The organism is Desulfobulbus sp., assembly GCF_031547805.1.
In the GTDB taxonomy this organism is placed as follows: domain Bacteria; phylum Desulfobacterota; class Desulfobulbia; order Desulfobulbales; family Desulfobulbaceae; genus Desulfobulbus.
In genome coordinates, this window is the sequence record NZ_JAVBRQ010000031.1 from 74103 (window position 1) to 98110 (window position 24008).

Annotated in this window: 16 protein-coding genes; 10 read left to right on the forward strand and 6 right to left on the reverse strand. The window is 63.0% G+C overall.

The genetic code is table 11. The features are described from left to right. Window positions 1-25: 25 nt before the first annotated feature. Window positions 26-724 carry a response regulator transcription factor gene (locus RMR13_RS11350; protein WP_310600742.1) on the reverse strand — a complete coding sequence of 233 codons (699 nt, stop codon included), beginning with the start codon at window positions 722-724 and terminating at the stop codon, window positions 26-28. 497 nt (window positions 725-1221) lie between these two features. Beyond that, window positions 1222-2178, reverse strand: coding sequence for a hypothetical protein (locus RMR13_RS11355; RefSeq protein ID WP_310600743.1), 957 nt, complete (start codon window positions 2176-2178; stop codon window positions 1222-1224). Between the two features lie 812 nt (window positions 2179-2990). Between RMR13_RS11355 and RMR13_RS11360 the strand changes: the two genes are divergently transcribed. From RMR13_RS11360 to RMR13_RS11395, 8 genes are all read left to right on the forward strand, one after another. Further along, window positions 2991-4424, forward strand: a complete 1434-nt coding sequence (locus tag RMR13_RS11360; RefSeq protein WP_310600744.1) for a nicotinate phosphoribosyltransferase — start codon at window positions 2991-2993, stop codon at window positions 4422-4424. After that, window positions 4421-5041, forward strand: a complete 621-nt coding sequence (locus tag RMR13_RS11365) for an isochorismatase family protein (RefSeq protein WP_310600745.1) — start codon at window positions 4421-4423, stop codon at window positions 5039-5041. The genes RMR13_RS11360 and RMR13_RS11365 overlap by 4 nt, the downstream gene beginning before the upstream one ends. Window positions 5042-5052: 11 nt before the next feature. Then, window positions 5053-5469 (forward strand): alternative ribosome rescue aminoacyl-tRNA hydrolase ArfB, encoded by a 417-nt coding sequence (arfB, locus tag RMR13_RS11370; RefSeq protein WP_409070287.1) that lies wholly within the window; start codon window positions 5053-5055, stop codon window positions 5467-5469. A 6-nt stretch (window positions 5470-5475) separates the two neighbouring features. Next, entirely contained in the window at window positions 5476-7932 is a 2457-nt protein-coding gene (locus tag RMR13_RS11375; protein WP_310600747.1) for a helix-turn-helix domain-containing protein, read from the forward strand. 198 nt (window positions 7933-8130) lie between these two features. After that, entirely contained in the window at window positions 8131-9471 is a 1341-nt protein-coding gene (locus tag RMR13_RS11380) for a hypothetical protein (RefSeq protein WP_310600748.1), read from the forward strand. Window positions 9472-9563: 92 nt separating this feature from the next. After that, window positions 9564-10217 carry a flavodoxin family protein gene (locus RMR13_RS11385; RefSeq protein ID WP_310600749.1) on the forward strand — a complete coding sequence of 218 codons (654 nt, stop codon included), beginning with the start codon at window positions 9564-9566 and terminating at the stop codon, window positions 10215-10217. Between the two features lie 386 nt (window positions 10218-10603). Beyond that, window positions 10604-11866 carry a PAS domain-containing protein gene (locus tag RMR13_RS11390; protein WP_310600750.1) on the forward strand — a complete coding sequence of 421 codons (1263 nt, stop codon included), beginning with the start codon at window positions 10604-10606 and terminating at the stop codon, window positions 11864-11866. Beyond that, window positions 11839-12063 (forward strand): hypothetical protein, encoded by a 225-nt coding sequence (locus tag RMR13_RS11395; RefSeq protein ID WP_310600751.1) that lies wholly within the window; start codon window positions 11839-11841, stop codon window positions 12061-12063. The genes RMR13_RS11390 and RMR13_RS11395 overlap by 28 nt, the downstream gene beginning before the upstream one ends. Before the next feature lie 17 nt (window positions 12064-12080). Here the strand turns inward: RMR13_RS11395 and RMR13_RS11400 are convergent, their stop codons facing one another. Next, complete coding sequence (locus tag RMR13_RS11400; protein WP_310600752.1) at window positions 12081-13145, reverse strand: MBL fold metallo-hydrolase; 1065 nt, start codon at window positions 13143-13145, stop codon at window positions 12081-12083. A 358-nt stretch (window positions 13146-13503) separates the two neighbouring features. Here RMR13_RS11400 and icmF point away from each other — a divergent pair, with 358 nt between their 5' ends. After that, entirely contained in the window at window positions 13504-16764 is a 3261-nt protein-coding gene (gene icmF, locus RMR13_RS11405) for a fused isobutyryl-CoA mutase/GTPase IcmF (protein ID WP_310600753.1), read from the forward strand. 240 nt (window positions 16765-17004) lie between these two features. Next, complete coding sequence (locus tag RMR13_RS11410) at window positions 17005-19173, forward strand: EAL domain-containing protein (RefSeq protein ID WP_310600754.1); 2169 nt, start codon at window positions 17005-17007, stop codon at window positions 19171-19173. A 112-nt stretch (window positions 19174-19285) separates the two neighbouring features. On the opposite strand, the gene RMR13_RS11415 is transcribed toward RMR13_RS11410, so the two are convergent. From RMR13_RS11415 to RMR13_RS11425, 3 genes are all read right to left on the reverse strand, one after another. Beyond that, window positions 19286-22117: an FAD-binding and (Fe-S)-binding domain-containing protein gene (locus tag RMR13_RS11415; RefSeq protein ID WP_310600755.1), complete on the reverse strand. Its 2832-nt coding sequence runs from the start codon at window positions 22115-22117 to the stop codon at window positions 19286-19288. A 112-nt stretch (window positions 22118-22229) separates the two neighbouring features. Further along, complete coding sequence (locus RMR13_RS11420) at window positions 22230-23450, reverse strand: MFS transporter (RefSeq protein WP_310600756.1); 1221 nt, start codon at window positions 23448-23450, stop codon at window positions 22230-22232. A gap of 13 nt (window positions 23451-23463) precedes the next feature. After that, window positions 23464-24008: hypothetical protein (locus RMR13_RS11425; protein WP_310600757.1), on the reverse strand; the 545-nt coding region annotated here is incomplete at its 5' end.

The following is a 24008-nucleotide window of genomic DNA, read 5'->3' on the forward strand; positions in this document are numbered from 1 at the left end:
GGCAAAAACCTGTCCGGTACGTCTGTCAGATGGCCTTTGTCCGAAACATATGCTCAGCCAATGCGGCCCAATGCGCGAGCGAGGCGGCATTGGCAGCCCCCAATTTGCGCAACAGCCGATTCCGATGGACATCCACGGTTCTGGGGCTGATGAACAGCAGTTCGCCGATCAGCCTGGACGATTTTCCCTTGGCCACCAGCAGCAGGATTTCCCGTTCCCGGGGCGTGATCGACCGCAGCTTGCGCATCTCCTCTTCGGTGGGACCGCCGCGCGATTTGGTGACCGTGCGGAGCGAGGTGAACCGGCGCAGACGGGCCGAGACGGCGACCAGGAGTTCCTCGGCGCTGAAGGGTTTGGTGAGATAATCGTCCGCCCCGACGTTCATGCCCTTGCGGACCTGTTCGGGCGAATTGAGCGCGGAGACAAAGAGGAAGGGAATGGAGGCGAGATGAGTAAATCCCTTCACCGCCTCGTGAAAGGCGAAACCGTCCATGCCCGGCATGAGGATGTCGCAAAGAATCAAATCCGGCCGCTTGCTGCGGATCAGGCTCAAGGCGGCCAGGCCGTCGGCAACCGCACGCACGTTGTACCCTTCGAGCTTGAGGATCAATTCCATGTTGTTTCTCAAGGCGGGCTCATCTTCAACGATCAACAGCGAGAACTGCTTGTTCGCTTCATTTACCTGTGTTTTCGCGTCATTCGACAGCGTTTTCGTTTCATTCATAGGGACGATACCTGTTCGGCGATACTATGATTTTCTCCATGATGTGGAGACATCTTCACGGACTGCTTGGACACATGTGATACTCTAGGATACGGCCGCTCCTGCCTAACACCTATTCGCAGGCGCGGCTACATACGCTACATACATTAACGATAAGCATTATTGCACAGATCCACCCTCAGAACAAGTCGCAATCGCATTCCTGTAGGTGCATCGGAACAGCGAGAGGACCGCACCTGAACCAGCCTGTTCCGCGGCAAATCCGCGAGTTGATCCAGGTCGCCTATTCAATCGGGGGCCTGTTCCCCTGAATTGGGCGAGGAGGATTGCATGGCCATCGGCTCTTGGTCTATCGGCAGCCCGGCGGCAAAGGAAAAGCCCTCGCCTCTTGCTACCGTTTGCAGCCATGGCTGCAATTACGACAAAGATCTGTAATTATACAGTGTTGTGCCATCAACCACAAGGGGCAAATAAATGCCATTTTTTGCCCGCAACGCCTATCGCGCCCGCTCAATCAGGATGCGAACGACGGTCACCGCCAACACCACAGCCTGCAGGATTCCCAATCCCACCACGATGAACATGATGATGGGTTTGTCGGTCTCTTCTTTATCGTCCTTGAAATTGAAGAAATCCCTGATTGTCAAGCTGCCCGATTCCGCATTCTGGCCCAGAGAAAGGGTGGACGCCTGCACGACACCGCTGCCTCCCGCCGATTGGACGGGCCTGTATTTCGGTCCGTCTTCGACAGAGCGGATGTTTTCATGCGGGGAATTGTCAAAAACGACACTGGCCTCGGCAAGGGCCGGGGTTAACTTTTCGGCCTCGACAATAAAAATTCTCCCCCGGGACTTGGCCGGAAAATCGCCCCTATGCTGCACAGAGCCCGGGGCGGTGAAATCGGAATTGACCGAAAATGGTGCGGACGCGGCCCGTGCTCCCTGCTGCTTGCCGCTGCCTGCCGTTCCACTGGAGCGGCCGATTACAACGGCTCGGCGCTCTGTGGGCATGAAATCCTTCATATCCTCCTCGTAGCCATTGGCTGACACCCCCATGAGACTGTCGCCGAGGAGGATGGCATTGCCGTCGGTCTCGCTCGCTTCGCCAAAGGTGTAGGCATAATAGCCGGGGATGCCCTCCATCGTGTCCGCCAGCAGAAAAATGTAGATGTCCTCGTCGTCCTTGCTTGTGCCGTCTTCCCCTGCGGCCCGGTCGTCTACCGTCTTTTCCTCCGCAGTCATCTCTTGCTCGGCGGGGCTGTCCTTCCCCGCCGCCGCAGGCTTGCCCTTGTCGGCGTCCTTGAAATAGCCCTGCAAATAGCTGCCGAAAATATTGTTTCCCGCCGCAGCCTTGCTCGGTCCAGCGCCGGGTTTCGCGGTTTGATGCCGTCCGCCGGGCGGCGCCTGGTCGCACCGCGCTCCAGCGGGGCAACTCTCATCCTGGCCAATGACCACGATCTTGCCGGCCAGAGATGGGGACGGGCTCCAGGCTGTCAGCAGCACGGCGGAGACGAGGAAGAGTGCAAAAAAAAACCGGCGGCCGGAGTTGATCTCCTTGCTCGCGGTGATTGAATTGAATTGCATGGTCGTGCTCTTGCGATCGAAATGGAATAACGGCTTTGTCCGGCATCAGGGGCGGCGGGGGCATGCATGCCGCCTGCACATGTTCTCCCCGTTTCGCCCTGACGCCTGCTCGCCCCTGCCATTCGACGATTTTCGAGCCGATGATGAACGGGAAAAGGCAAGGTCTCTTTTTCCCGACAGGATGGGAGTGCCCCGTACCGCTAAAGGCGTTGCCGTTCCAGACTTATTACCAAATTGAATGTATGCTACGCGGTGACCCGGTGTCTATAAGCAAAAAAGAGTATTTTCAAGGCAAAAAAACGCCGCTGGAGGGCAATTGGGCTATTTTTTCCCGTTGGCGTCATCAATGGCTTGCCAGGTTCAGCGCGAGCAACGATTTTCAAGGCTGGGAAACGAACGGAAGATTCGGATGGCAGCCGCATTTTCACCACTGGACGCGGCCAACCATCGGCCGTGTCGTCCCGCTCCGCTCCGGCCCGCCCGGGCGAACAAAAACTGGAATCCGTCCGATTGCGGTACCACAAGGAAAGCACTTGCGATGGCGCCCATTATCGACTATCAACACACCAGTACGATCCCATTCCATCAACACTCTGATCTTTCGGGCAAACAAGGCAACCCTTGGGTGTCCGCCGCCTTCCTTGGCCGGCTGCACTCCGGATGTCCTGTCCGGAGGTGGCTTCATGCAACTGTCGCCCCTGCTGACCGATCTTTACGAACTGACCATGCTGGCCGGCTACCTCGAGGAAGGGATGGCCGACAAGCAGGCGGTGTTCGACCTGTATTTCCGCACCAATCCCTTTGCCGGCGGTTACGCGGTGTTCGCCGGTCTGGAACCGGCGCTGGATTGCCTCAAACATTTGTGTTTTTCCGCCGAAGAGCTCGACTATCTCCACGGCCTCGGCCTTTTTAAGCCGCAATTCCTCGATTTCCTCCGGAACTTCCGTTTCCGAGGCACGGTGGTCGCTCCCCCCGAAGGCACGGTGGTTTTTGCCAACGATCCGCTGCTCACCGTTTCGGGTTCGCTGGCCGAGGTTCAGCTGGTCGAGACCGTGCTGCTCAATCTGATCAACTTCCAGACCCTGGTGGCCACCAAGGCGGCCCGGATCTGTCATGCCGCCGCCGGTGCGGAAGTGATCGAGTTCGGTCTGCGGCGCGCCCAAGGGCCGGACGGCGGCCTTTCCGCCTCCCGCGCCGCCTGCGTGGGCGGAGCCAAGGGTACCAGCAACGTCCTGGCCGGCATGACCTTCGGCCTGCCGGTGCGCGGGACCCATGCCCACAGCTGGGTCCAATCCTTTCCCGACGAACTGACCGCCTTCCGCGCCTATGCCGCCGCCTTTCCCGACAGCTCGGTGCTGCTGGTCGACACCTACGACACTCTCGGCAGCGGCGTGCCCAACGCCATCGCCGTGGCCCGCGAATTGCGCGCCCAAGGCCACAGCCTGCGCGCCATCCGGCTCGATTCCGGCGACCTGGCCTATCTTTCGCGCGAGGCCCGGCACCTACTGGACGCGGCCGGCTTCCCCGAGGTGCGCATCCTGGCCTCCAACGAGCTCGACGAACAGGTGATCGGCTCGATCCGCGACGAGGGCGGCCGGGTCGACATCTACGGCGTCGGCACCAAGCTGGCCACCGCCGCCGGCATCGGAGGCGTGGCCCTGGGCGGGGTCTACAAGCTGGTGGCCATCGACGGCCGGCCGAAAATGAAGATCACCAGCGACATAGCCAAGGCCACCCTGCCGGGAAACAAGCGACTGTTGCGCGCCATCGGACCCGACGGCAACTACATCCAGGATGTGATCTGCCTGGAGGACGACACCCTCGTCGCCGGAGACACGGTCTTCGACCCGGTCAATCCCCTGCAATGGACCGCCCTGCCCGGCAACGTCGAATTGATCGACCTGCGGCAAACGGTGATGGCGGACGGCCGCCGCCTGCTGGCGCCGGAGCCGCTTGAACGCATGACCGAGCGCTGCCGCCACCAACTGACGCTCCTGCCCCGGGGCTGCCGCCGGTTCGTCAATCCGCACCGCTACAAGGTATCGATCTCGGCCCGCCTGAAAGAAATGCGAGGCTCCCTGATCCAGACGGAACACGTCGGAAGGAGGCGCGCATGAAACGGCTGGCCCTGATCCTGGTGGATGTGCAGAACGATTTTTGCCCCGGCGGCGCCCTGGCCGTCCCCGACGGCGACCGGGTGGTGGCGCCGCTTAACCGGGCGGCCGCCGCCTTTGCCGCCGCCGGCCTGCCGGTGCTGGCCACCCGCGATTGGCACCCGCCCGCCACCGGCCACTTTCAAACGCACGGCGGCCTGTGGCCGGTGCACTGCATCCAGAACAGCCCCGGTGCGGACTTCCACCCGGACCTGCGGCTGCCCGCCGGCAGCCTTCTGCTGTACAAGGGAATCACCAAGCACCTGGATGGCTACTCCGCCTTTGACGGTGTCACCGATGCCGGGGTGCGTCTTACCGACCTGCTCGACGGCCAGGGAGTCGGCCACCTGTTCATCGGCGGCCTGGCCACCGATTACTGCGTTCGCTCCACGGTGCTCGACGCCCGCAGACGCGGCCTGAAGGTAACGGTGTTGATCGACGCCGTTGCCGGAGTAAATCTGCAACCGGACGACAGCGACAAGGCCCTGGCGGACATGCGCCAAATCGGGGCACGCCTGCTCACCACCGAGGCGGCTCTCGCCGAATTGGCCGAATCGCGGCCGCCGATTGCCAAAGCGTGACCATGGCCGCCATGCCCACCCTCTTCATCACCCCGACCCTGGCCATCGACGCCCATGAAATCGAGATGACCGGCATCCGTTCCCAGGGCGCAGGCGGCCAGAATGTCAACAAGGTGGCCAGCGCGGTGCATCTGCGTTTTGACGTGCGGGCCTCGAGCCTGCCCGAGGCGGTCAAGACGCGGCTGCTGGCCCTGCACGACCAACGGCTGACCGAGGACGGGGTGCTGGTGCTCAAGGCCCAGGAATTCCGCAGCCTGGAAAAAAACCGGGAGGCGGCGCTGGCACGGCTGGCCGACATCATTCGGACGGCAATGGTCCCGCGCAAACAGCGGCGAGCCACCCAACCGACCCTGGCGGCCCGGCAACGGCGACACGAGACCAAAGTCCGCCGCTCCCGGCTCAAGACCTTGCGGCGCAAGCCCGAATGATTGCCCGTGCCGCAGCCCAACCCTGAATTCGATCTGGCCCGCGCCTTTGTCGAAGAGACCGACTGCGCCGTCTTTCTCACCGGCAAGGCCGGAACCGGCAAAACCACCTTCCTTCACCGGCTCAAGGAACAAACCGGCAAACGGATGGTCGTCACCGCGCCCACCGGGGTGGCGGCGATCAATGCCGGCGGCCTGACCCTCCACTCTTTTTTCCAGCTCCCCTTCGGTCCTCTGGTTCCCGGCGCGACCCTGCGCGACGGCCGGCACCGGGTCGGCCGGGAAAAACGCAATCTCATGCAAAGCCTCGATTTGCTGGTCATCGACGAGATCAGTATGGTCCGGGCCGACCTGCTCGACGGCGTCGACGCGGTGCTCAAGCGCTACCGCCGCTCGGAGCTGCCTTTCGGCGGCGTGCAGCTGCTGATGATCGGCGATCTCCACCAACTGCCGCCGGTGGTCAAGGAAGCGGAATGGCAGCTGTTGCGGCCGCATTACGGTTCGCCCTATTTTTTCAGCAGCCTGGCCCTGCAACGGCTCGAGTTGGTGGCGATCGAACTTGGCCGGATCTTTCGCCAGTCGGACCAGCGCTTCATCGACCTGCTGGCCCAGGTACGCGACAACCGCCTCGACGCTGCCGGCCTGGAAGCGCTCAATGCCCGCTGTCGCCCCGGCTATGCGCCCGAGGAAGGCGTCATCACCCTCTGCACCCACAACCGCCAGGCCGATGCCATCAACGCGACTCGGCTGGAGGCCCTGCCCACCGCCGCCCACCGGTTTGCGGCCGAGATCGAGGGCAGCTTTCCGGAATACGCCTATCCCACCGCCGCCGAGCTGGAACTGAAGCCGGGGGCCCAGGTGATGTTCGTGCGCAACGATACCTCGCCGGAGAAGCGGTTCTTCAACGGCAAGATCGGCACGGTCGACGAAATAGGGCGGCAGAGCGTGCGGGTCGTCTGTCCGGGGGAGGACGGCCCCATCGAGGTGGGGACCATGACCTGGGAAAACATCGACTATGCGGTCGATGCCGAGACCGCCGAGGTCACGCCCAAGGTGGTCGGCAGCTTCCAGCAGATCCCGCTCAAGCCGGCCTGGGCGATCACCATCCACAAAAGCCAGGGGTTGACCTTCGACCGGGTGGCGATCGACGCCCAGGCAGCCTTTGCCCACGGCCAGGTCTATGTGGGCTTGAGCCGCTGCCGCAGCCTCGAAGGCCTGGTGCTCAGCTCGCCGCTTGCCGCCCGGACAGTGGCGGCCGATCCGGCGGTTCGCGATTTCGTCGCCCGGACCGCCGCTCAGCCCCCGACCGAAGCCGATCTCGCCGCCGCCCGGATTCGCTACCAGCAAAAGCTGCTGCTGGCCTGCTTCGATTTCAGCGCCCTGGCCGGACTATTGGGCCGCCTGACCGGACTGCTGCGGCACAATGCCGGCATCGTCCAGGTGAACGCAACCGACGACGTGTTCGCGGTGCGGCAGCAGGCGCAGGACGCCATCTGCGCCGTGGGCGACCGGTTCCGGCTCCAGTTGCAGTCGCTGTTTACGCCGCAGCGCGAGCCGGCCGCCGATCCGGTCGTCCGGGAGCGGCTGGCCAAGGCGGGCGTTTATTTTGCCGAACAGTTTGCCGCCGGGCTCGGCCCCTGCATCGAAAGTCTGGAAGTGGCATCGGACAACAAGGAAATCCGCAAGCGGATCGAAGAGGTCGTCAAGCTGCTCCGCCAGGAATGCGCGGGCAAACAGGCGGCGATCCGGGTGTGCGCCGAAGATTTTTCGCCCGGCCGCTATCTCCGGGCGCTGTCGGTCGCGGCCATGGCCGAGGAAAAACGGCCCAAGCCTGCCGAGGAGCTTTACACCGAGGCCGATGTCGGCCACCCGGCCCTGTTTCGCGCCCTGCGCCAGTGGCGAAACGACACGGCCGCCACCGCGGGCCTGGCACCCTACCAGGTCATGCACCAGAAGACTCTCATCCAACTCGCCATCCACCTGCCGGACAGCATGGAGGCGCTGCAGGCCGTCAAGGGCATCGGCAAGCGGCTGGCCGAACGATACGGCCGAGAGATCCTGGCCCTGGTGGCCGATTGGCGCGAAGCAGGCGACCATGGGGCGACCATCCCGCCATCGACGTCAACCATCGGGCCGACCGGCGCGCCCAAGCGGACGGGACAACGGCTCGACACCAAGGCCGTCAGCCTGGAAATGCTGCAATCCGGCCTTTCCCTGCCGGAGATCGCCGACCGGCGCGGACTCACCCTCCAGACCGTCGAGGGACACCTGGCCTATTTCGTCAAGAACGGAACCTTGCCCCTTGCCGGCCTGCTTGCCCCGGAGCGAATCCGCGAGCTGGAAGACAAGATCCGCCCGCTGCCGGCCAGCTCCCTCAAGGCCTTGAAAACCGCCCTGGGCGATAGCTATTCGTTTGGCGAAATCAACCTGGTGCTGGCCCACATCCAAGCCCAGGACAACGGCTAGCCCGCCCCCGCCCTCCCCTCGCTCCACCGCCTCGATTCCGCTGGCTATCCGGCCATTTTTTGTAACAATAAGAGGTGATAAGCCCTTGACGGGCGCAGCGCGGTCACGTAAAGATCCGCCAAGGATACCGACATTCACCGGACGCGGCAGACGCCATGCCGCCCCGCACTCATTTTTTCATAGCGATTGTATAGAGCCATGCGCAAAACATGTTCGACCGCCCTCTTCCTGCTGTCAACCGCCCTTGTTCTGCCCGCCGCCCTGCCGGCCGCCGAAGAGGAACCCGCCAATCCGCTGCGCTTCTATGAGAGCGATAACGGCAGCTATCTCCAGGCCACCCTTGGCCTGGACTTCGCCTTTTTCAGCCAGGGCAACGCCTGGTACGGCAACGACAAGGGCGTGCTCGCCGGCCAGAAGGTGGACTCCTGGTCGGAATCGCTGATCCGCCCCGGACTGGAAGGCCACTACGTGCTACCCAACACCCAGAGTTTGTACGGCAGGATCGACGTGGTCCAGGCCAATACCTTCGGCGGCATCGATGCCGACGCCACCAATGCCGACATGGGCGACGTCAGCTGGCTGGGCATCGACAACGCCTATGCGGGCTGGCGCTCGGGCACGCTGTTCGGCAGCCTGGGCGAGGATTTTCTCGACATCTCCTTTGGCCGCCAGACCTACACCACCGGAACCGGTTTCCTCTTTTACAGCGAGGGATGTTCCGGCTTCCGGCGGGCCGCCTATTACCTCGGCAGCCGCAGGAGCGCCGACTATGCCGCCATCGTCCGAATGAAAAGCGGGGCCTGGGCCGGCGATTTGTTCTATTTCGAGGACAACGACGTCTTCCCCATCGACACCAAGGCAGGGGGCGGCACCCTGGAATACGCCTTTGCCGACAATGCCAGCCTGGGCGGCAGTTTCGCCACCATCGCGTCCGACCTGCCCGAGCGCGACGGCATGCAGGTCTATGACCTGCGGGGCAGCATCAAGCCCTTTGCGGTGGGCAACGGCCCCTCGCTGCTGCGGCCGCTCACGCTCAACGGCGAATTCGTCCGCGAAGAGCGCGACCACGGCCAGGACGCGGGCATCGGCTGGTACGCCTCGGCCAGCTACCAATGGAGCGAATTTGCCTGGAAGCCGGAGCTGACCTATCGCTACGCCAGTTTCGACGAGCACTACGACACCCTGTTTTACGGCGCCACCGATTGGGGCTCCTGGTTTCAGGGCGAGATCACCGGCGAGTACGACCTATTCAACACCAATCTCGACTCGCATATGCTCCGCCTCAAGGTCCAGCCGGTGGAACCCCTGACCCTCAACCTGTTCTACTACCGCTTCAGCCTGCACAACCCGGCCTATTTCGAGGTGCAGGACAGCCACTATGTCGATGAATGGAACCTGATCGCCGACTGGGCGGTCAACACCCATCTGACCTTGAGCCTAGTGGGAGCCCTGGCAATTCCTGCCGATGGCGCCACCGCCCGGCTGGGCGGCGACGAAAACTGGACCGCCACCATGTTCCTTGCCACGGTGCGGTATTAGCCGCCGGGAGCGCCTGTTGCCGGCCCCCGGCCGAAAACTGCTTCCCGGCCGTTCGGTCCCGCCGGGCAAGCGCAACCCACAAGGAGGACGCCATGCATGTCCTGGCCATCAACGGCAGCCCGAGAAAAAAGTGGAACACCGCCACTCTGCTGACCAAGGTCCTCGAAGGTGCCGCCGCCCGGGGCGCGTCCACCGAACTGGTCCATCTCTACGATCTCGACTACAAGGGCTGCACCAGCTGCTTTGCCTGCAAGCTGGTCGACGGTCCGAGCAACGGCCGCTGCGCCATGCAGGACCAACTGCGGCCGGTGCTGGAACGGATCGAAACCGGGGTCGACGCCCTCGTCCTGGGCTCGCCGATCTATTTTGGCCAAATGACCGGCGAGATGCGCTCCTTCCTGGAACGGCTGCTGTTCGCGCCGCTCGTCTACAGCCAGCCGCCGCGCGCGCTCTTTCCCCGGACCATCCGGACAGCCGTGGTCTACACCATGAATGTCGACGCGGAACAGTGCGCCCGCCTGGGCTATCCGGCGATGTTCGAAGCCACCGAAACCGTGCTCGACCGCGTCTTCGGCATTCAGCCCGAGACTCTGTGCTGCTACGACACCTACCAGTTTTCCGACTATGGCAAGGTGACCATGGAATGCATGGATCCGGCCCGGAAGGCGGCGCGCAGATCATCGGTCTTTCCGGAGGATTGCAAGCGGGCCGTCCAGCTGGGGCAGCGATTGGCTACAGCTGGATAAAGGAGGCGGGGCGGCACCCGTTGCCTCAGCCGTTTGTCCTGGAACCGCGTCCATGAAGCCGCTCCGGTACGGCCGAGAAAACGCCGGACCGGCCGTGCGGACATTATTTGATGATGCTCTCGCGGCGGCCTTGCTGCGAGAGCATCACGCCAACGGCCACGGCCATGCAACGTCGGTGACGGTTGGCGATCATCGCCCCTCCATTCGGTCGGCCCGCTGAGTCCCCATGCCAAGCACATCCCGTTCAGCGCCTCGGCCGCCTCGGCTAAATCGGCTAGCACCCCCCAGGTTCCAACCAGCAAACCCTTTACTTTCACTACATTTTTCCGTTATGATCCAGTTATGGTCGTCAACGTCTTCCCGTTCGGAAACAAGGAACTAATTTTTTGGATATACGAACTATCATCCTGGCCCTGGGCTTCGGCAACCTTGTCTTCGGCATGGTGCTCATCGTCTTGCAGGAGAGCCAGGAACGCTCCGAACGCAATCCATTCTGGATCGCGGCCAAATGTTTGCAAGGTGCGGGCTGGCTGCTGCTGGCCGCACGGGGCACGGTCATCGATCTGCTCAGCTACACCCTGGGCAATTTCTGCCTGCTCGCCGGTTTCTCCTACGAATGCTGGGCGATTTTCCAGATCGCGAATCGTCCCGTTGCCTCGGCGATGCGAATCACCTGCCTCATCTACCTGCTGGCGGGTCTCGCCCTGTCCACGCCGCTGCCGCCGTCCAAACGGCTTGCCATTACCTCGCTGCTGGCCTCGCCGCTCCTGGCAATCGCAGCCAGAAAGATGTTGCAAAGCGCTTCGAAAACCTCCCCTTTGCAGACCTTCATGGCCTGGAGCATCGCCCTCTTGGCCCTGATTGCCTGCTTCCGCGGGGTTTTGGCGCTGATCGCCACCGAGGAATTCGCCCTTTTTTCCCCAAACACCATCCAATTCGTCACCTTTGCCGTGGTGTTCTACATCATGCTGGCCAATGGCTTCGGCATGTTGGTCTTGTCCAAGGAAAAGAGCGATCGGCGATTGCGGGAGGCGCTGGAGGAACAAAAAGCCATTCTCGACACCCTGCCGACCGGGATCTGCATTATCAAGAACCGGGTCATCGTCTCCTGCAACCCTGCCATGGAGGCCATGTTCCTGTTTCCGCCCGGCACCTTGCCCGGCCAATCGGCGCGCTGCCTGTACGAAAACGACAAGTTGTTCGAGAGGGCGGGCCAAACGATCTATGACGACATTGCCGCAAGCGGCCGGTTCGAGGGTGAAATCCTCCATCGACGCAGCAACGGCGAGCAGTTCTGGGCCAAACAGCACGGACGGACCATTGTGCTCGGCGACCGACCCAAAGGCTACACCGTGTTTTCGGTCACCGACATCGGCGTGCAGAAACAGCAGCAGGAACTGCTGGCCCGCCAAAAAGAAGAGGTCGAGGCCACCCTGGCCCGGATCAAACGCCTGGAGGGCCTTATTTCCATTTGCATGTATTGCAAGAAAATTCGCACCGAGCAAGATGCCTGGGAGCAACTGGAGAAGTACATCACCGCGCACAGCGACGCCCGTTTCAGCCACGGCATCTGCCCCGACTGTTACAGCCGCTCCCTGCTCGGGCGAGGCGAAGCGACGCCTTGGCCGCCCGCACCCACGACGAGGTGACCGTGCGCACCTGTTTCGATGCCGACCGGCTCGACCTGGCCCGCACCGGCGCAACAGTGAATCCGGATTTTTTCTGCACCGACGCGGCCAAGGACCCGCGCCTCATCGCCTGGGCGAGCGGACGCAGCCTCGCCGGCATCGTTTCGGACAACATCGTCGGCCAGCCCCTGCACGCGCTGCCGGCTGCGACGCCCTGAATCGGGCTCGTCCCTCCTCACCGCCCCGCCACCGGGGTACCAGCCTGTTCCTCCACCCACCAATGCTCGCCCGCGTCGAGCGGCCGAATGCGGCCCTCGGGAACGGCGGCGACCTTCATGGCGGCTTTCAAGTCGCGCAACGGTACCTCATAGCCGGTGTCGGCCAGCTGGAACATGCCGTAATGGGTGGGCAGCATGGGCGGCCGCCCCAGGTCGTTCCAGGCCTTGACCGCCTCTTCGGGATTCATGTGGTTGTCGGCCATGAACCAACGGGGATCGTACGAACCGATGGGCAGGACGGCAAGGCGGAACGATCCGTACTTGGCGGCCGCGGTGCGGAAATTGTCGCCGCCGCCATAGCCGCTGTCGCCGACAAGGTAGAGCGTGCCGCCGGGGGTGGCGAGGACGAAAGCGGCCCAGAGGGCTCGGTTGCGGTCCCAGGGGGCGCGGGCCGACCAATGATGCATCGGCGCCAGATGCACCGTCATCCCCGGAGACACCGCCACCTGGCCGTCCCAGTCGCGGGCCTCTATTCGGGCTTCGGGCACGCGTCCGCGAATCAGCGTCTCGTTGCCCAGGGGCACGATGAACAGGGGCCGATCGCGCTGCCACAACCTTACCAGGGTGTCGAGGTCGAGGTGGTCGTAGTGGTTGTGGCTGATCAGCACCACGTCGATGGGCGGCAGATCCTCAAAACGGATACCCGGCGGATGGACCCGCTTGGGACCGGCCCAGGTGAACGGGCTGGCGCGGTCCGACCAGACCGGATCGGTCAGGATATTGAGGCCCTGGGTTTGGATGAGCAGGGTGACATGGCCGACAAAGCCGATCCGCACCCTATTGCCTTCAACCCGCTGGGGCGGCTTGTCGGTGAAGGGCAGTTCGCTGAAGGCGGGCCAGGGTTGGCGCACCCGGGTCGCATACCATTTGAGCACCCGGAAAAAGGTTTTGTTTTCCGGTTTGCCGGGATTGAAAAACCGCTCGCCGTCGAAATGGTCGGAAACCGGGCCGTCATAGGGACGCGGGGAACAGGAGAAGAGCATCAGGACAAGAAAAACGGTAGAGATGATCGAATACCGCATGGCGCGTGACCTCGGGAATGTTCGCACCGGATCGTCGCCGCCGGCGCGGCGTTGGCGTAAGGGTACAATAAGCGATCTTACCGGAAAAACAATGAGTCATCCGGCAAACGCACATCTGGGTCTTAAAAAGAGTTGCGGAAAAGTGACCTGTGCGATGTTGGTCGGCGATGAAAGCACAATGTGGCAGCTTGCTGCCGTTTCCGCCCCAGTTTCCCCACCCGGCGAAAATTTGTTTTGCTAATTTCCAAGGGGTGCTTTACGTTAGCGCACCCTCTTGTGTTCTCCCTGAAGCTTGATCGATCCAGCCTTGGGCGTTTCGTCCAATGCCATCCACTCAACTTTTGTCAGGAGATCCGTCATGTCTCACCTTCCAACCGGCCAGCAAACGCACTACCAACCCGCACGCAAGGTCCGTTTCATCACCGCGGCCTCGTTGTTCGACGGCCACGACGCCACCATCAACATCATGCGTCGCATCCTCCAAGCCACCGGCGTGGAAGTCATTCACCTCGGCCATAACCGTTCGGTCCAGGAAATCGTCACCGCCGCCCTGCAGGAAGATGCGCACGGCATCGCGGTCACGTCCTACCAGGGCGGCCATGTCGAATTCTTCAAATACATGATCGATCTGCTCAAGCAAGGCGACGGCCAGAACATCAAGGTGTTCGGCGGCGGCGGCGGTGTCATCGTGCCGGAGGAGATCAACGAGCTGCACACCTACGGGGTGAGCCGGGTCTACACCCCGGAGGACGGCCAAAAAATGGGCCTGCAGGGCATGATCAACGAGGTGGTCGAACAGGCCGATGTCGATCTTCCCCCGCTGCCGACGGACGAAGAGGCATTGCTTGCCCAACTTGCCGGCGGCGACCGGCGGCTGCTCGCCCGCATCATCACCGTGCTGGAAAACGGGGAGGCGCCGGCAAGGCTCGTCCAGGCGATCCGCGACCGCGCGGCCGGCCGCAGAACTCCGGTCTTGGGTATCACCGGCACCGGTGGCGCGGGCAAGTCCTCACTTACCGACGAATTGGTCCGCCGCTTCCGCCTCGACCAGGACGACCGCCTCAAGCTGGCGATCATCAGCATCGATCCCTCGCGCAAACGCACCGGCGGCGCGCTTTTGGGCGACCGGATTCGCATGAACGCCATCGAACACGAGCATATCTACATGCGTTCGCTGGCCACCCGCGAGACCGGCTCCGAAATTTCCGTGGCGCTGCCCGAGGTGATCGCCGCCTGCAAGATTGCCGGGTTCGACCTGATCGTGGTCGAGACCTCCGGCATCGGCCAGGGCAACGCCGCCATCGTGCCGCACGTCGATGTCTCGCTCTACGTCATGACCCCGGAATTCGGCGCCGCCTCGCAGCTGGAAAAAATCGACATGCTCGATTTCGCCCATTTCGTGGCGATCAACAAGTTCGACCGCAGCGGTGCCGAGGACGCCCTACGCGACGTGCGCAAGCAATATCAACGCAACCACGAGGCATTCGCCACCCCGCCGGAGCAGATGCCGGTCTTTCCCACCATTGCCGCCCGTTTCAACGACGAGGGCGTCACCGCCCTCTACCAGGCCATGCTGCCCGCCCTGAAAGAACTGGGCCTGGCCTTGGAACCCGGCCGCCTGCCCAAGACCGCCGCACCCGCAACGCCGAGCAACCGGGCCATCGTGCCGCCCGAACGGACCCGATACCTGGCCGAGATCGCCGACTGCGTGCGCGGTTACCACGCCCGCGTCGACAACCAGGCGAACAAGGCGCGCGAACGCCAGGCCCTGGCCTTGGCCAAGGATATGTTCGGCATCTGCGGCAAGCCGGTGACCAACTTCGACCAACTGCTCGCGGCCAAGGAGGACGAACTCGATCCGCAGGCGAAAAAGTTGCTCGACACCTGGCCGGAACTGGTGCGCCAATATTCGGGCGACGAGCACGTGGTCACCATCCGCGACAAGGAAATCCGCACCAAGCTGACCCGAACCTCGCTCTCCGGTTCCACCATCCGCAAAGTCTACCTGCCCCGGTACAAGGACCAAGGTGAGATCCTTCGGTTCCTGATGCGGGAAAACGTGCCCGGCCTGTTTCCGTTCACCGCCGGTGTCTTTCCCTTCAAGCGGGAAAACGAGGATCCGACCCGGATGTTCGCCGGCGAGGGCGATGCCTTCCGTACCAACCGACGCTTCAAGCAGGTCAGCGAGGGCATGCCGGCCATCCGCCTTTCCACTGCCTTCGACTCGGCCACCCTGTACGGCTGCGACCCGGACGAACGCCCGGACATCTACGGCAAGATCGGCAATTCGGGCGTATCCATCGCCACCCTGGACGACATGAAGGTGCTGTACGGCGGTTTTGACCTCTGCGCGCCCTCGACCTCGGTCTCGATGACCATCAACGGCCCGGCGCCGATCATCCTGGCCTGCTTCTTCAACACCGCCCTCGACCAGCAGATCGACCGATTCGCGGCCGACAACGGCCGTCAGCCGGACGACAAGGAGCGGCAGGCCATCCGCGACCGGGTTTTCTCCACGGTGCGCGGCACGGTCCAGGCCGACATCCTCAAGGAAGACCAGGGCCAGAACACCTGCATCTTCTCCACCGAGTTCGCGCTGAAGATGATGGGCGACATCCAGGAGTATTTCGTTCGGCACCAGGTGCGCAACTTCTACTCGGTGTCGATCTCCGGCTACCACATCGCCGAGGCCGGCGCCAACCCGATCTCGCAGCTGGCCTTCACCCTGGCCAACGGCTTCACCTATGTCGAGGCCTACCTGGCCCGGGGCATGCACATCGACGATTTCGCCCCCAACCTGAGCTTCTTCTTCTCCAACGGCATGGAACCCGAATATTCGGTGATCGGCCGGGTGGCCCGCCGCATCTGGGCCGTGGCCATGAAGCACAAGTACGGCGGCAACGAACGCTCGCAGAAGCTCAAATACCACATCCAGACCTCGGGCCGCACCCTGCACGCCCAGGAGATGGCCTTCAACGACATCCGCACCACCCTTCAGGCGCTGATCGCCATCTACGACAACTGCAACAGCCTGCACACCAATGCCTACGACGAGGCGATCACCACTCCCACCGAGGAATCGGTACGGCGGGCCATGGCCATTCAGTTGATCATCAACCGCGAATGGGGCCTGGCCATGAACGAAAACCCGAACCAGGGCGCCTTTGTCATCGAGGAATTGACCGACTTGGTCGAGGAAGCGGTATTGAGGGAATTCGAGGCCATCGCCTCGCGCGGCGGCGTGCTCGGCGCCATGGAGACCGGCTATCAGCGCAGCAAGATCCAGGAGGAGTCGCTTTATTACGAGCACAAGAAGCACGACGGCTCCTACCCGATCATCGGGGTCAACACCTTCCGCAACCCCAAGGGTGAGGTGCCGATCGAAATCGAGCTGGCCCGCTCCACCGAGGAGGAAAAGCAGTCGCAGATCAAACGGCTGCGGGATTTCCAGGCCCGCAACCGCGAGGCCGCGGGTCCCGTGCTCGACCGGCTCAAGCAAACGGTGATCGACAACGGCAACGTTTTTGCCGAACTGATCGACGCGGTGCGGGTCTGCTCGCTCGGCCAGATCACCGAAACCCTTTACCAAGTGGGCGGCCAATACCGGCGCTCGATGTGACCGCGTACTGACGGTGCCGGCCGAACCAAACCGTCTGGTTTTGGCGTTCGCATCCCGCTCTGGACATCCGGGGCGGGATGCGGACCAGCCGCTGCCTGAACGAACGATCTTTTCCCCTTTTCTCGTCTTTCCCCGAATCCGCTTTATTTATCGCGTGCTCTGGTTTCCATCCAGTTTTCTGACTATAATCGTCTCGTCATGATCAACGAGACCCTCCCGAACGCAGACAACAAACCCGCGATGTACACATGGGCGGAACGGTTGGCCAACCTGCCGTTTTTCCTTGCCGTACAGCGAAGCCTTGCCGTAACCCTGCCCTTGATCATGATCGGCGCCCTGGCGCTCCTGGTCAGGGATTTCCCCCTGCAATCCGTCCAGAACGCCATGGACCGGGTGCTCGATCCGAACTGGCGGCAGGTCTGCGACAACCTGGTCGCCGGCTCCTTCGGCATCACCGCCCTGGTCGTTTTGTGCGCCTTCAGCAGCATCATGACCACCTTGGCGAACCAGCGCGATCCCCTGTCCACGGTCAGCCCGATCATGGCCGCCATCGTGTCGCTGTCGTGTTTCTTCATTGTCGGCGCGCCCGCGGAAACGGGCTCTTGGCCGGTTCTTTTCTCCCTGGGTCAAGGGTTGCTGATCGCCTTGGCCGTGGCGATTGCCTCCACCTTGCTTTATCTGCGGCTCAGCCGGATCCCCGCCCTGCGGCTTTCCCTGGGGGCGGCCGGGCACGACCCGACGATCAGCGACGTGCTCACCGTCCTGCCCGCCGGCATGGTCACCATGTGCATCTTTGCCCTGATCCGTGTCCTGTTCTTGCCCCGGGGCGCGAACCTGCATGATCAGCTGCACCATCTGCTCGCCCTGCCGTCGTTTTCAGGCGCCTGGGACCATCTCGCCACCGGGCTCGTCTACACGGCGTTTTCCCAGCTTTCCTGGTTTTTCGGCCTGCACGGTCCCAACATCCTCTTCTCGGTCGAGGAAGACATCCTGGCGCCGGCCGGCATGGCCAACGCCGCCGCCTTTGCCAACGGTCTGCCTCCGGCCCACATTTTCACCAAGGCCTTTTTCGATGCCTTCACCAACATGGGCGGAGCGGGTTGCACCCTCTGCCTCATCCTGGCGGTCTTCCTGTGCGGTAAAGACGCAGGCAACCGCAAGCTCTGCCTGTTCGCCCTGGTTCCGGGCCTGTTCAACGTCAACGAACCGCTGTTGTTCGGCCTCCCCTTGGTCTTCAACCCCGTCTACTTGATCCCTTTTCTCTTGGTCCCGCTCATCCAGACCATCGCCGCCTACCTGGCCACGGCTTTCGACCTCCTGCCCCGCACCATCGCCACCGCCTCATGGACCACTCCGGCCCTGCTCAGCGGCTTCATCGCCACCGGCTCGTTGACCGGCACCTGCATGCAGCTGATCAACCTGGCGCTGGGAACCGCCATCTATATTCCTTTTGTCCGAATCGGGGACCGGCTGCTGGAGGATCGAGGCCAGCACCTGCTTGCGGTCTTGCTGCGGGCCGCCGAAAGCCGCACGACCGGGCCGCAGGGACGCAGATGCCTCGACCTGCCGGGCGATGCCGGCCGCCTGGCCAAACTGCTGGCCGAGGACTTGAAGGGGGTTTTGGATCGCGACGACCAGCTGTTTATCGTCTATCAACCGCAGGTCGAGGCGATCAGCAACCGGATACGCGGGGTTGAGGCGCTGCTGCGCTGGCGGCACCCGGTTTTCGGCTTCATTCCGCCGCCGCTGATCATCGCCCTGGCCGAGGACACGGACGGGATCGGCTGGCTCGGCCGCTTTGTTCTCCGGGAAGCCTGCAACCAGCGCGCCGCCTGGAAAGGACTGGTGGCCGATGATTTGGTCATGTCGATCAACGTCATCCCCCGGCAGATCCTCGCACCCTATTTTGATCTCGATCTCATCGCCGCCCTGCAGGATGCGGGAGTGCCGCCGTCGCAGCTGGAAGTGGAAATCACCGAATCGACCATGTTCGAACCCGATGCCGCCTCCCTGGACATGCTCGGCCGGCTGCGGCTGAGCGGGGTGCAGGTAGCCATCGACGACTTCGGCATGGGCCACACCTCGCTCAGGTATCTCCGTGAATTCCCCATAGATACGGTCAAGCTCGACCGTTCCCTGACCCAGGTCGGCAACGGTGATGTCAACGAATCCATTGTGCTGTCGATCGTCGAGCTCAGCCGCGCCCTGGGATTCAGGACCGTGGTCGAGGGAATTGAAAACCTGGAACAGCTGGACTACTTCCTGCGCATCGGCTGCCACCTCTTCCAGGGCTACCTGTTCTGCCGGCCCGTGTCCGGCGAGGACTGCTTGCACTACATCCGCCTGCACAGCGGCGGCTCCGCCGCCCCCTCCTCCCACTTCCCCGCCAGGAAACAACCTAGGCACTGACTCCAACCAAAAAGCCCCTGACAACGGTCAGGGGCTTGGCTCAAAAACGAACGGCTTTTTCATCCTCAAGGAACCACGGCTTACGGAAATCGCGAAACGTCCCTGCCTTGCGTTACGGATCGAGTGGGGTGGCGACCTCGTCCACCAGGGCGAAGATCGAGCGATAGGGGATGCGGCCGTGCAGGCTCAGTCCGATCTCGCAGGTCTTGCTGGTGGAGTATCCGGCTTCGCAGCCATGCACCTGGTCGGCCAGGCCGTGCAGGGCCGAGGCGTTCAGCTCGGGAAAATTGAGCCCCCGGTCGCCGGCAAAACCGCAGCAATAAATATCCTCGGGCACCACCACCTCGGTGGCGCACAGCAAAGCCAATTCCTTCAATTTGGCATCCAGGCCCATCTTGCGGGTGCTGCAGGTGGCATGCAGGGCGATTGTGGCCTCCTTGCGGGTGAACCGCAGCCGATCCTTGAGCACGTCGAGCACGAACTCCACCGGTTCATACAGCCGTAGCCGCTTGTCGAGGGTGGACCGCATCCGCATCAGGCACGGGCTGGTATCGCAGAGAATGGGGAGGGCGCCGTCCCGGGAGGCACGCAGCAGGGCCTCGCTCAGCTCGCCGGCCTTGCGGTCGGCCTGGAGCCGGAAGCCCTTGCTCTCAAAGGCCTGGCCGCAGCAAAGCGCCTCGAGATTGTCCGGCAGGATCGCCGTACAGTTGGCCTTGCGCAGCACCGACAGGGTTTGCTGGGGCAGGCCGCGCCGGTCGGTTTCCTCGCGGGCCGGTCCCCCCATGGCCCGACTGGAGCAGCTCGGGAAATAAACCACGGCCAGGGATTGCGCGGCGGTTTGTCCCGCCACCGCCGCCTTGGGCGCGCCGGTGGGCATGGCCCGGTTCCATTGCGGCACCAGGCCGGCCGTGCCCTTGTGCGCCGCCTCGGCCACCGTTTCCATCAGGGGGGTGCCTGTCAGCCGGTGCAACCGGTCGACGGTGTTGAGCGTGGCCGCCGCCGCCCGGGCCACGCCGTCGAAATGGTCCGCCGTCCAGTTGGCAACGGCATCGGCCAACGGGCCGTGGGCTTCCTCGCGCAGGGCCTTGATCATCTTGCCGGTGTCGATCCCCACCGGGCACAGGGTCGAGCACAGCCCGTCGGCAGCGCAGGTATCCATTCCCTGGTAGCGGTATGAACGCACCAGTCGGCGCAGTGGCGCCTCGCCAGCAACGCCGGTCATCCGTCGACTGATTTCGCGCCGCCCGGCGATCCGCTGTCTGGGCGTGAAGCTCAAGTCCCGCGACGGACAGATCGGCTCGCAAAAACCGCATTCGATGCATTTATCCACCAGTTCGTGGGTGGGGGGCAGCGGCTTGAGATTCTTGATGTGGGCTTCCAAATCGCTGTTGAGAATCACCCCCGGGTTGAGCAGGTTGCCGGGATCGAACAGGCGCTTGATCGCCCGCATGAGGGCAAAGGCCGCCTCGCCCCATTCCTTTTCGACAAAGGGCGCCATGTTGCGGCCGGTGCCGTGTTCGGCCTTGAGCGAGCCGTGGTATTTGTCGAGCACCAGCCGGACCACCTCGGCCATGAAATCGCGGTAGCGCACCACCTCGGCCTGGGTGGAGAAATCCTGGGTGAAGACGAAATGGAGGTTGCCGGCCAGGGCGTGGCCGAAAATGATCGCCTCGGTGTAGCGGTGGCGCAGCAGCAGTTCCCGCAGGTCGATGGTGGCGTCCGCCAGGTGCTCGATGGGAAAGGCCACGTCCTCGATGATCACCGTGGTGCCGGTGCGGCGGACCGCGCCCACCGCCGGGAACAGCCCCTTGCGGATCTTCCACAGTTGGGCGAACTCTGCCGGAACGGCGGTGAATTCGATTGGCCGCACGGTCGGGACGCCGGCCAATGCCGCCTTGATGCCGTCGATCTGGGCGGCGAGCGCCTCGGCGGTCTCGGCCCGGGTCTCCACCAGAATCGAGGTCACCTCCGGGCCCAATTCCCCAAGGAAGTCGGGCATGCCCGGCTGGCCGGTCACCGAGGCCAGGCTGGCCCGGTCCATCAGTTCGGCGGCAGCTACCGGCTGCGGCTTCAGGAGCATCACCGCCTCGCAGGCGGTGCGGGTATCCGGGAAAAACATCAGCGAGCTGGCCTTGTGGCGGTGCTCGACCACCGTGCGGTACACCACCTCGGAGACGAAACCGAGCGTGCCCTCCGAACCGACCATCAAATGCTGCATGATCTCGAAGGGATCGTCGAAATCGACCAGGGCGTTCAGGCTGTAGCCGGTGGTGTTCTTGATCTTGAACTTGTAGCGGATGCGCTCAGCCAGTTCGGGGTCGGCCAGCACCTGCCGGCGCAGGTCCGCCAGCCCGTCGAGGATCTGCCCGTGGCTGCGGCCGAAAGCGGCGCGGCTCTTGTCGTCGCCGGTATCGACCACCGTGCCGTCCGCAAGCACGATGCGCATGGCGTCCAGGGTGCGGTAGCTGTTCTGTTCCACCCCGCAGCACATGCCGCTGGCGTTGTTGGCCAGGATGCCGCCGATCTTGGCGCTGTCGATGGAGGCCGGATCCGGACCGATCTTACGGTCGAACTCGGCGAGGATGCGGTTGGCGTGGCTGCCGATCATCCCCGGCTGCAGGCGGATCTTGCCGGCCCGCTCCAGCACCCGGTAATCGTCCCAGCCCCGGCCCAGGCGCACCAAAATGGAGTCGGTGATCGCCTGGCCCGACAGGCTGGTGCCGGCGGCCCGGAAAGTGATCGGCAATGCCAGCCGCCCCGCTTCCCGCAGAATGCGCCGCACCTCGGTTTCGTTCTCCACGTTGATGACGATTTTGGGAACCAGCCGGTAGAAGCTGGCATCGGTGCCGTAGGCAATGGTTCGCAGCGGGTCGGTGACCAGCCGTTCGGGAGGGATGGTGGTCTTGATCCGACGGTAGAAATCGCGATATTTTCCGGTCAGCATGGCCTACCTCCTGGTCTGGGGTTACAGAAAACAGTGCCTAGCGTGCGGCATGCGCCAACCGAACGCCACCTGAAACAAAAACGTTTTTTCAGTTAAATATCAAATCATCCCTTCACGCTTCCTCCGCCTGCCGCCGCGGGTTCGGCAGCAGCACCGCCGCCAGCCCCAGCAGGGGCAGCCAGGCACAGAGCCCATAGACCGCCTCGATGCCGTGCGCGTCGGCCAACCGGCCCACCAGGGCGGCGCCGATCCCGCCCAACCCGAACGCCAGTCCGAAAAAGAGACCGGAAATCATGCCCACCTTGCCGGGGAACAGTTCTTGAGCATAGACCAGTATTGCCGGAAAGGCCGAGGACATCAACAAGCCGATGACAAAGGTCAGCGGCCCGGTCCAGAATAACGAGGCATATGGCAGGGCCAGGGCAAAGGGAGCTGCGCCGAAGATCGACCACCAGATCACCTGCTTGCGGCCGATACGGTCGCCGATCGGGCCGCCGACCATGGTGCCCAGGGCCATGCCGAACAGAAAAACGAACAGATGCAGTTGCGCCACCTGCATCGAAACCTGGAACTTGTCCATTAGGTAGAAGGTGAGGTAGCTGTTCAGGCTGGAGATGTAGAAAAATTTGGAAAACATCAGCACCAGCAGCACCAGCACCGGCCAGGCCGCCGACAGCCCGCCCCGCGCGGTGTCGGCTGCGGCCACGGTCTTGACCCGTCGACCTTGCCGCTGCTTGTGGGCATACCAGGTGCCGACCCGCCAGAGAATGAGCATGGCCAAAAAGGCGACCAGGGAAAACCACGCCAGGCTCGACCGCCCGTAGGGAATGACGATCAGGGCGGCAAGCAGGGGGCCGGCCGAGGTGCCGCCGTTGCCGCCGACCTGGAAGATCGACTGCGCCAAGCCGTAATGCCCGGCCGAGGCCATGCGCGCCACCCGCGAGGATTCCGGATGGAGTACCGCCGAACCGGTGCCGACCAGGGCCACCGCCAGCAGCAGCAAGCCATAGGTGGGAACGAACGCCAGGGCAACCAGCCCGACGAGGGTGCAGCCCATGCCCCAGGGCAGGGAATATGGCTGGGGATGGCGGTCTGTGTACAGGCCGACCAGGGGCTGCAGCAGGGAGGCGGACATCTGGAAGGTCAGGGTGATCAGCCCGATCTGGGTGAAACTGAGCTGGAAGCTATCCTTGAGCAACGGATAGATCGCCGGGATGAGCGACTGGAGCAGGTCGTTGAGAAAATGGGAGACGCTGATGGCCACCAGCACCTTGAACGCGATGCGCTCCGGGCAGGCGGCGGCCGAGGGGGCGAATGTCGATTGCTGTGCCATGATCGGGTGTTCCTTACGTTACACGAGAGTCGTTGACGGAAGACGCCGCAACCGACCCGTATTTCTTCCTCCTCTCTACCACGTCTGTGGGCCGCCGGCATGCACAATTCCACGCCTGCCCAAGCCCGGTTTGGGCGAGGGGATTTTGACCGACCGTTTCCGCTTCACGGGCTTTCGACGCTCTCTCGACTGACAGCGGGCCGTTGTCCGTACGCCAACCCCGGGCAGCGCAGCCCGGCACTCCAGCAAGCCAGGAGACGCAACCGGTTCCGAGTGCATTGTTCATGTGAGAACATGTGCGCCTACCATTGAAAATGGGATATTCCCTCAACGCTCCCCGGCTCAATACCGAAAATGTAATCAGTGGAAATAAAACAAAAATATGGACAAAACCTCTTGATGGTGCATAGCATAAATACTCAAGTTTCGGGGTTGGCATGACCGAGGAAAAATCGACAGGCAACCTTTTGAAATAATGTCGTTTTAACGTGAAAAGCCTTTTGCTTTCCGATACATTGGATTTGCGAAAATACCTAATGATATCAAAAAGAAAAGGCT

Bases quoted from the DNA above. Each gene is read 5' to 3' on its own strand.
- RMR13_RS11350 (WP_310600742.1), bottom strand. From the start codon at position 724: ATGAATGAAACGAAAACGCTGTCGAATGACGCGAAAACACAGGTAAAT.
- RMR13_RS11360 (WP_310600744.1), top strand. From the start codon at position 2,991: ATGCAACTGTCGCCCCTGCTGACCGATCTTTACGAACTGACCATGCTG.
- RMR13_RS11365 (WP_310600745.1), top strand. From the start codon at position 4,421: ATGAAACGGCTGGCCCTGATCCTGGTGGATGTGCAGAACGATTTTTGC.
- arfB (WP_409070287.1), top strand. From the start codon at position 5,053: ATGCCCACCCTCTTCATCACCCCGACCCTGGCCATCGACGCCCATGAA.
- RMR13_RS11380 (WP_310600748.1), top strand. From the start codon at position 8,131: ATGCGCAAAACATGTTCGACCGCCCTCTTCCTGCTGTCAACCGCCCTT.
- RMR13_RS11385 (WP_310600749.1), top strand. From the start codon at position 9,564: ATGCATGTCCTGGCCATCAACGGCAGCCCGAGAAAAAAGTGGAACACC.
- RMR13_RS11400 (WP_310600752.1), bottom strand. From the start codon at position 13,145: ATGCGGTATTCGATCATCTCTACCGTTTTTCTTGTCCTGATGCTCTTC.
- icmF (WP_310600753.1), top strand. From the start codon at position 13,504: ATGTCTCACCTTCCAACCGGCCAGCAAACGCACTACCAACCCGCACGC.
- RMR13_RS11410 (WP_310600754.1), top strand. From the start codon at position 17,005: ATGTACACATGGGCGGAACGGTTGGCCAACCTGCCGTTTTTCCTTGCC.
- RMR13_RS11415 (WP_310600755.1), bottom strand. From the start codon at position 22,117: ATGCTGACCGGAAAATATCGCGATTTCTACCGTCGGATCAAGACCACC.
- RMR13_RS11420 (WP_310600756.1), bottom strand. From the start codon at position 23,450: ATGGCACAGCAATCGACATTCGCCCCCTCGGCCGCCGCCTGCCCGGAG.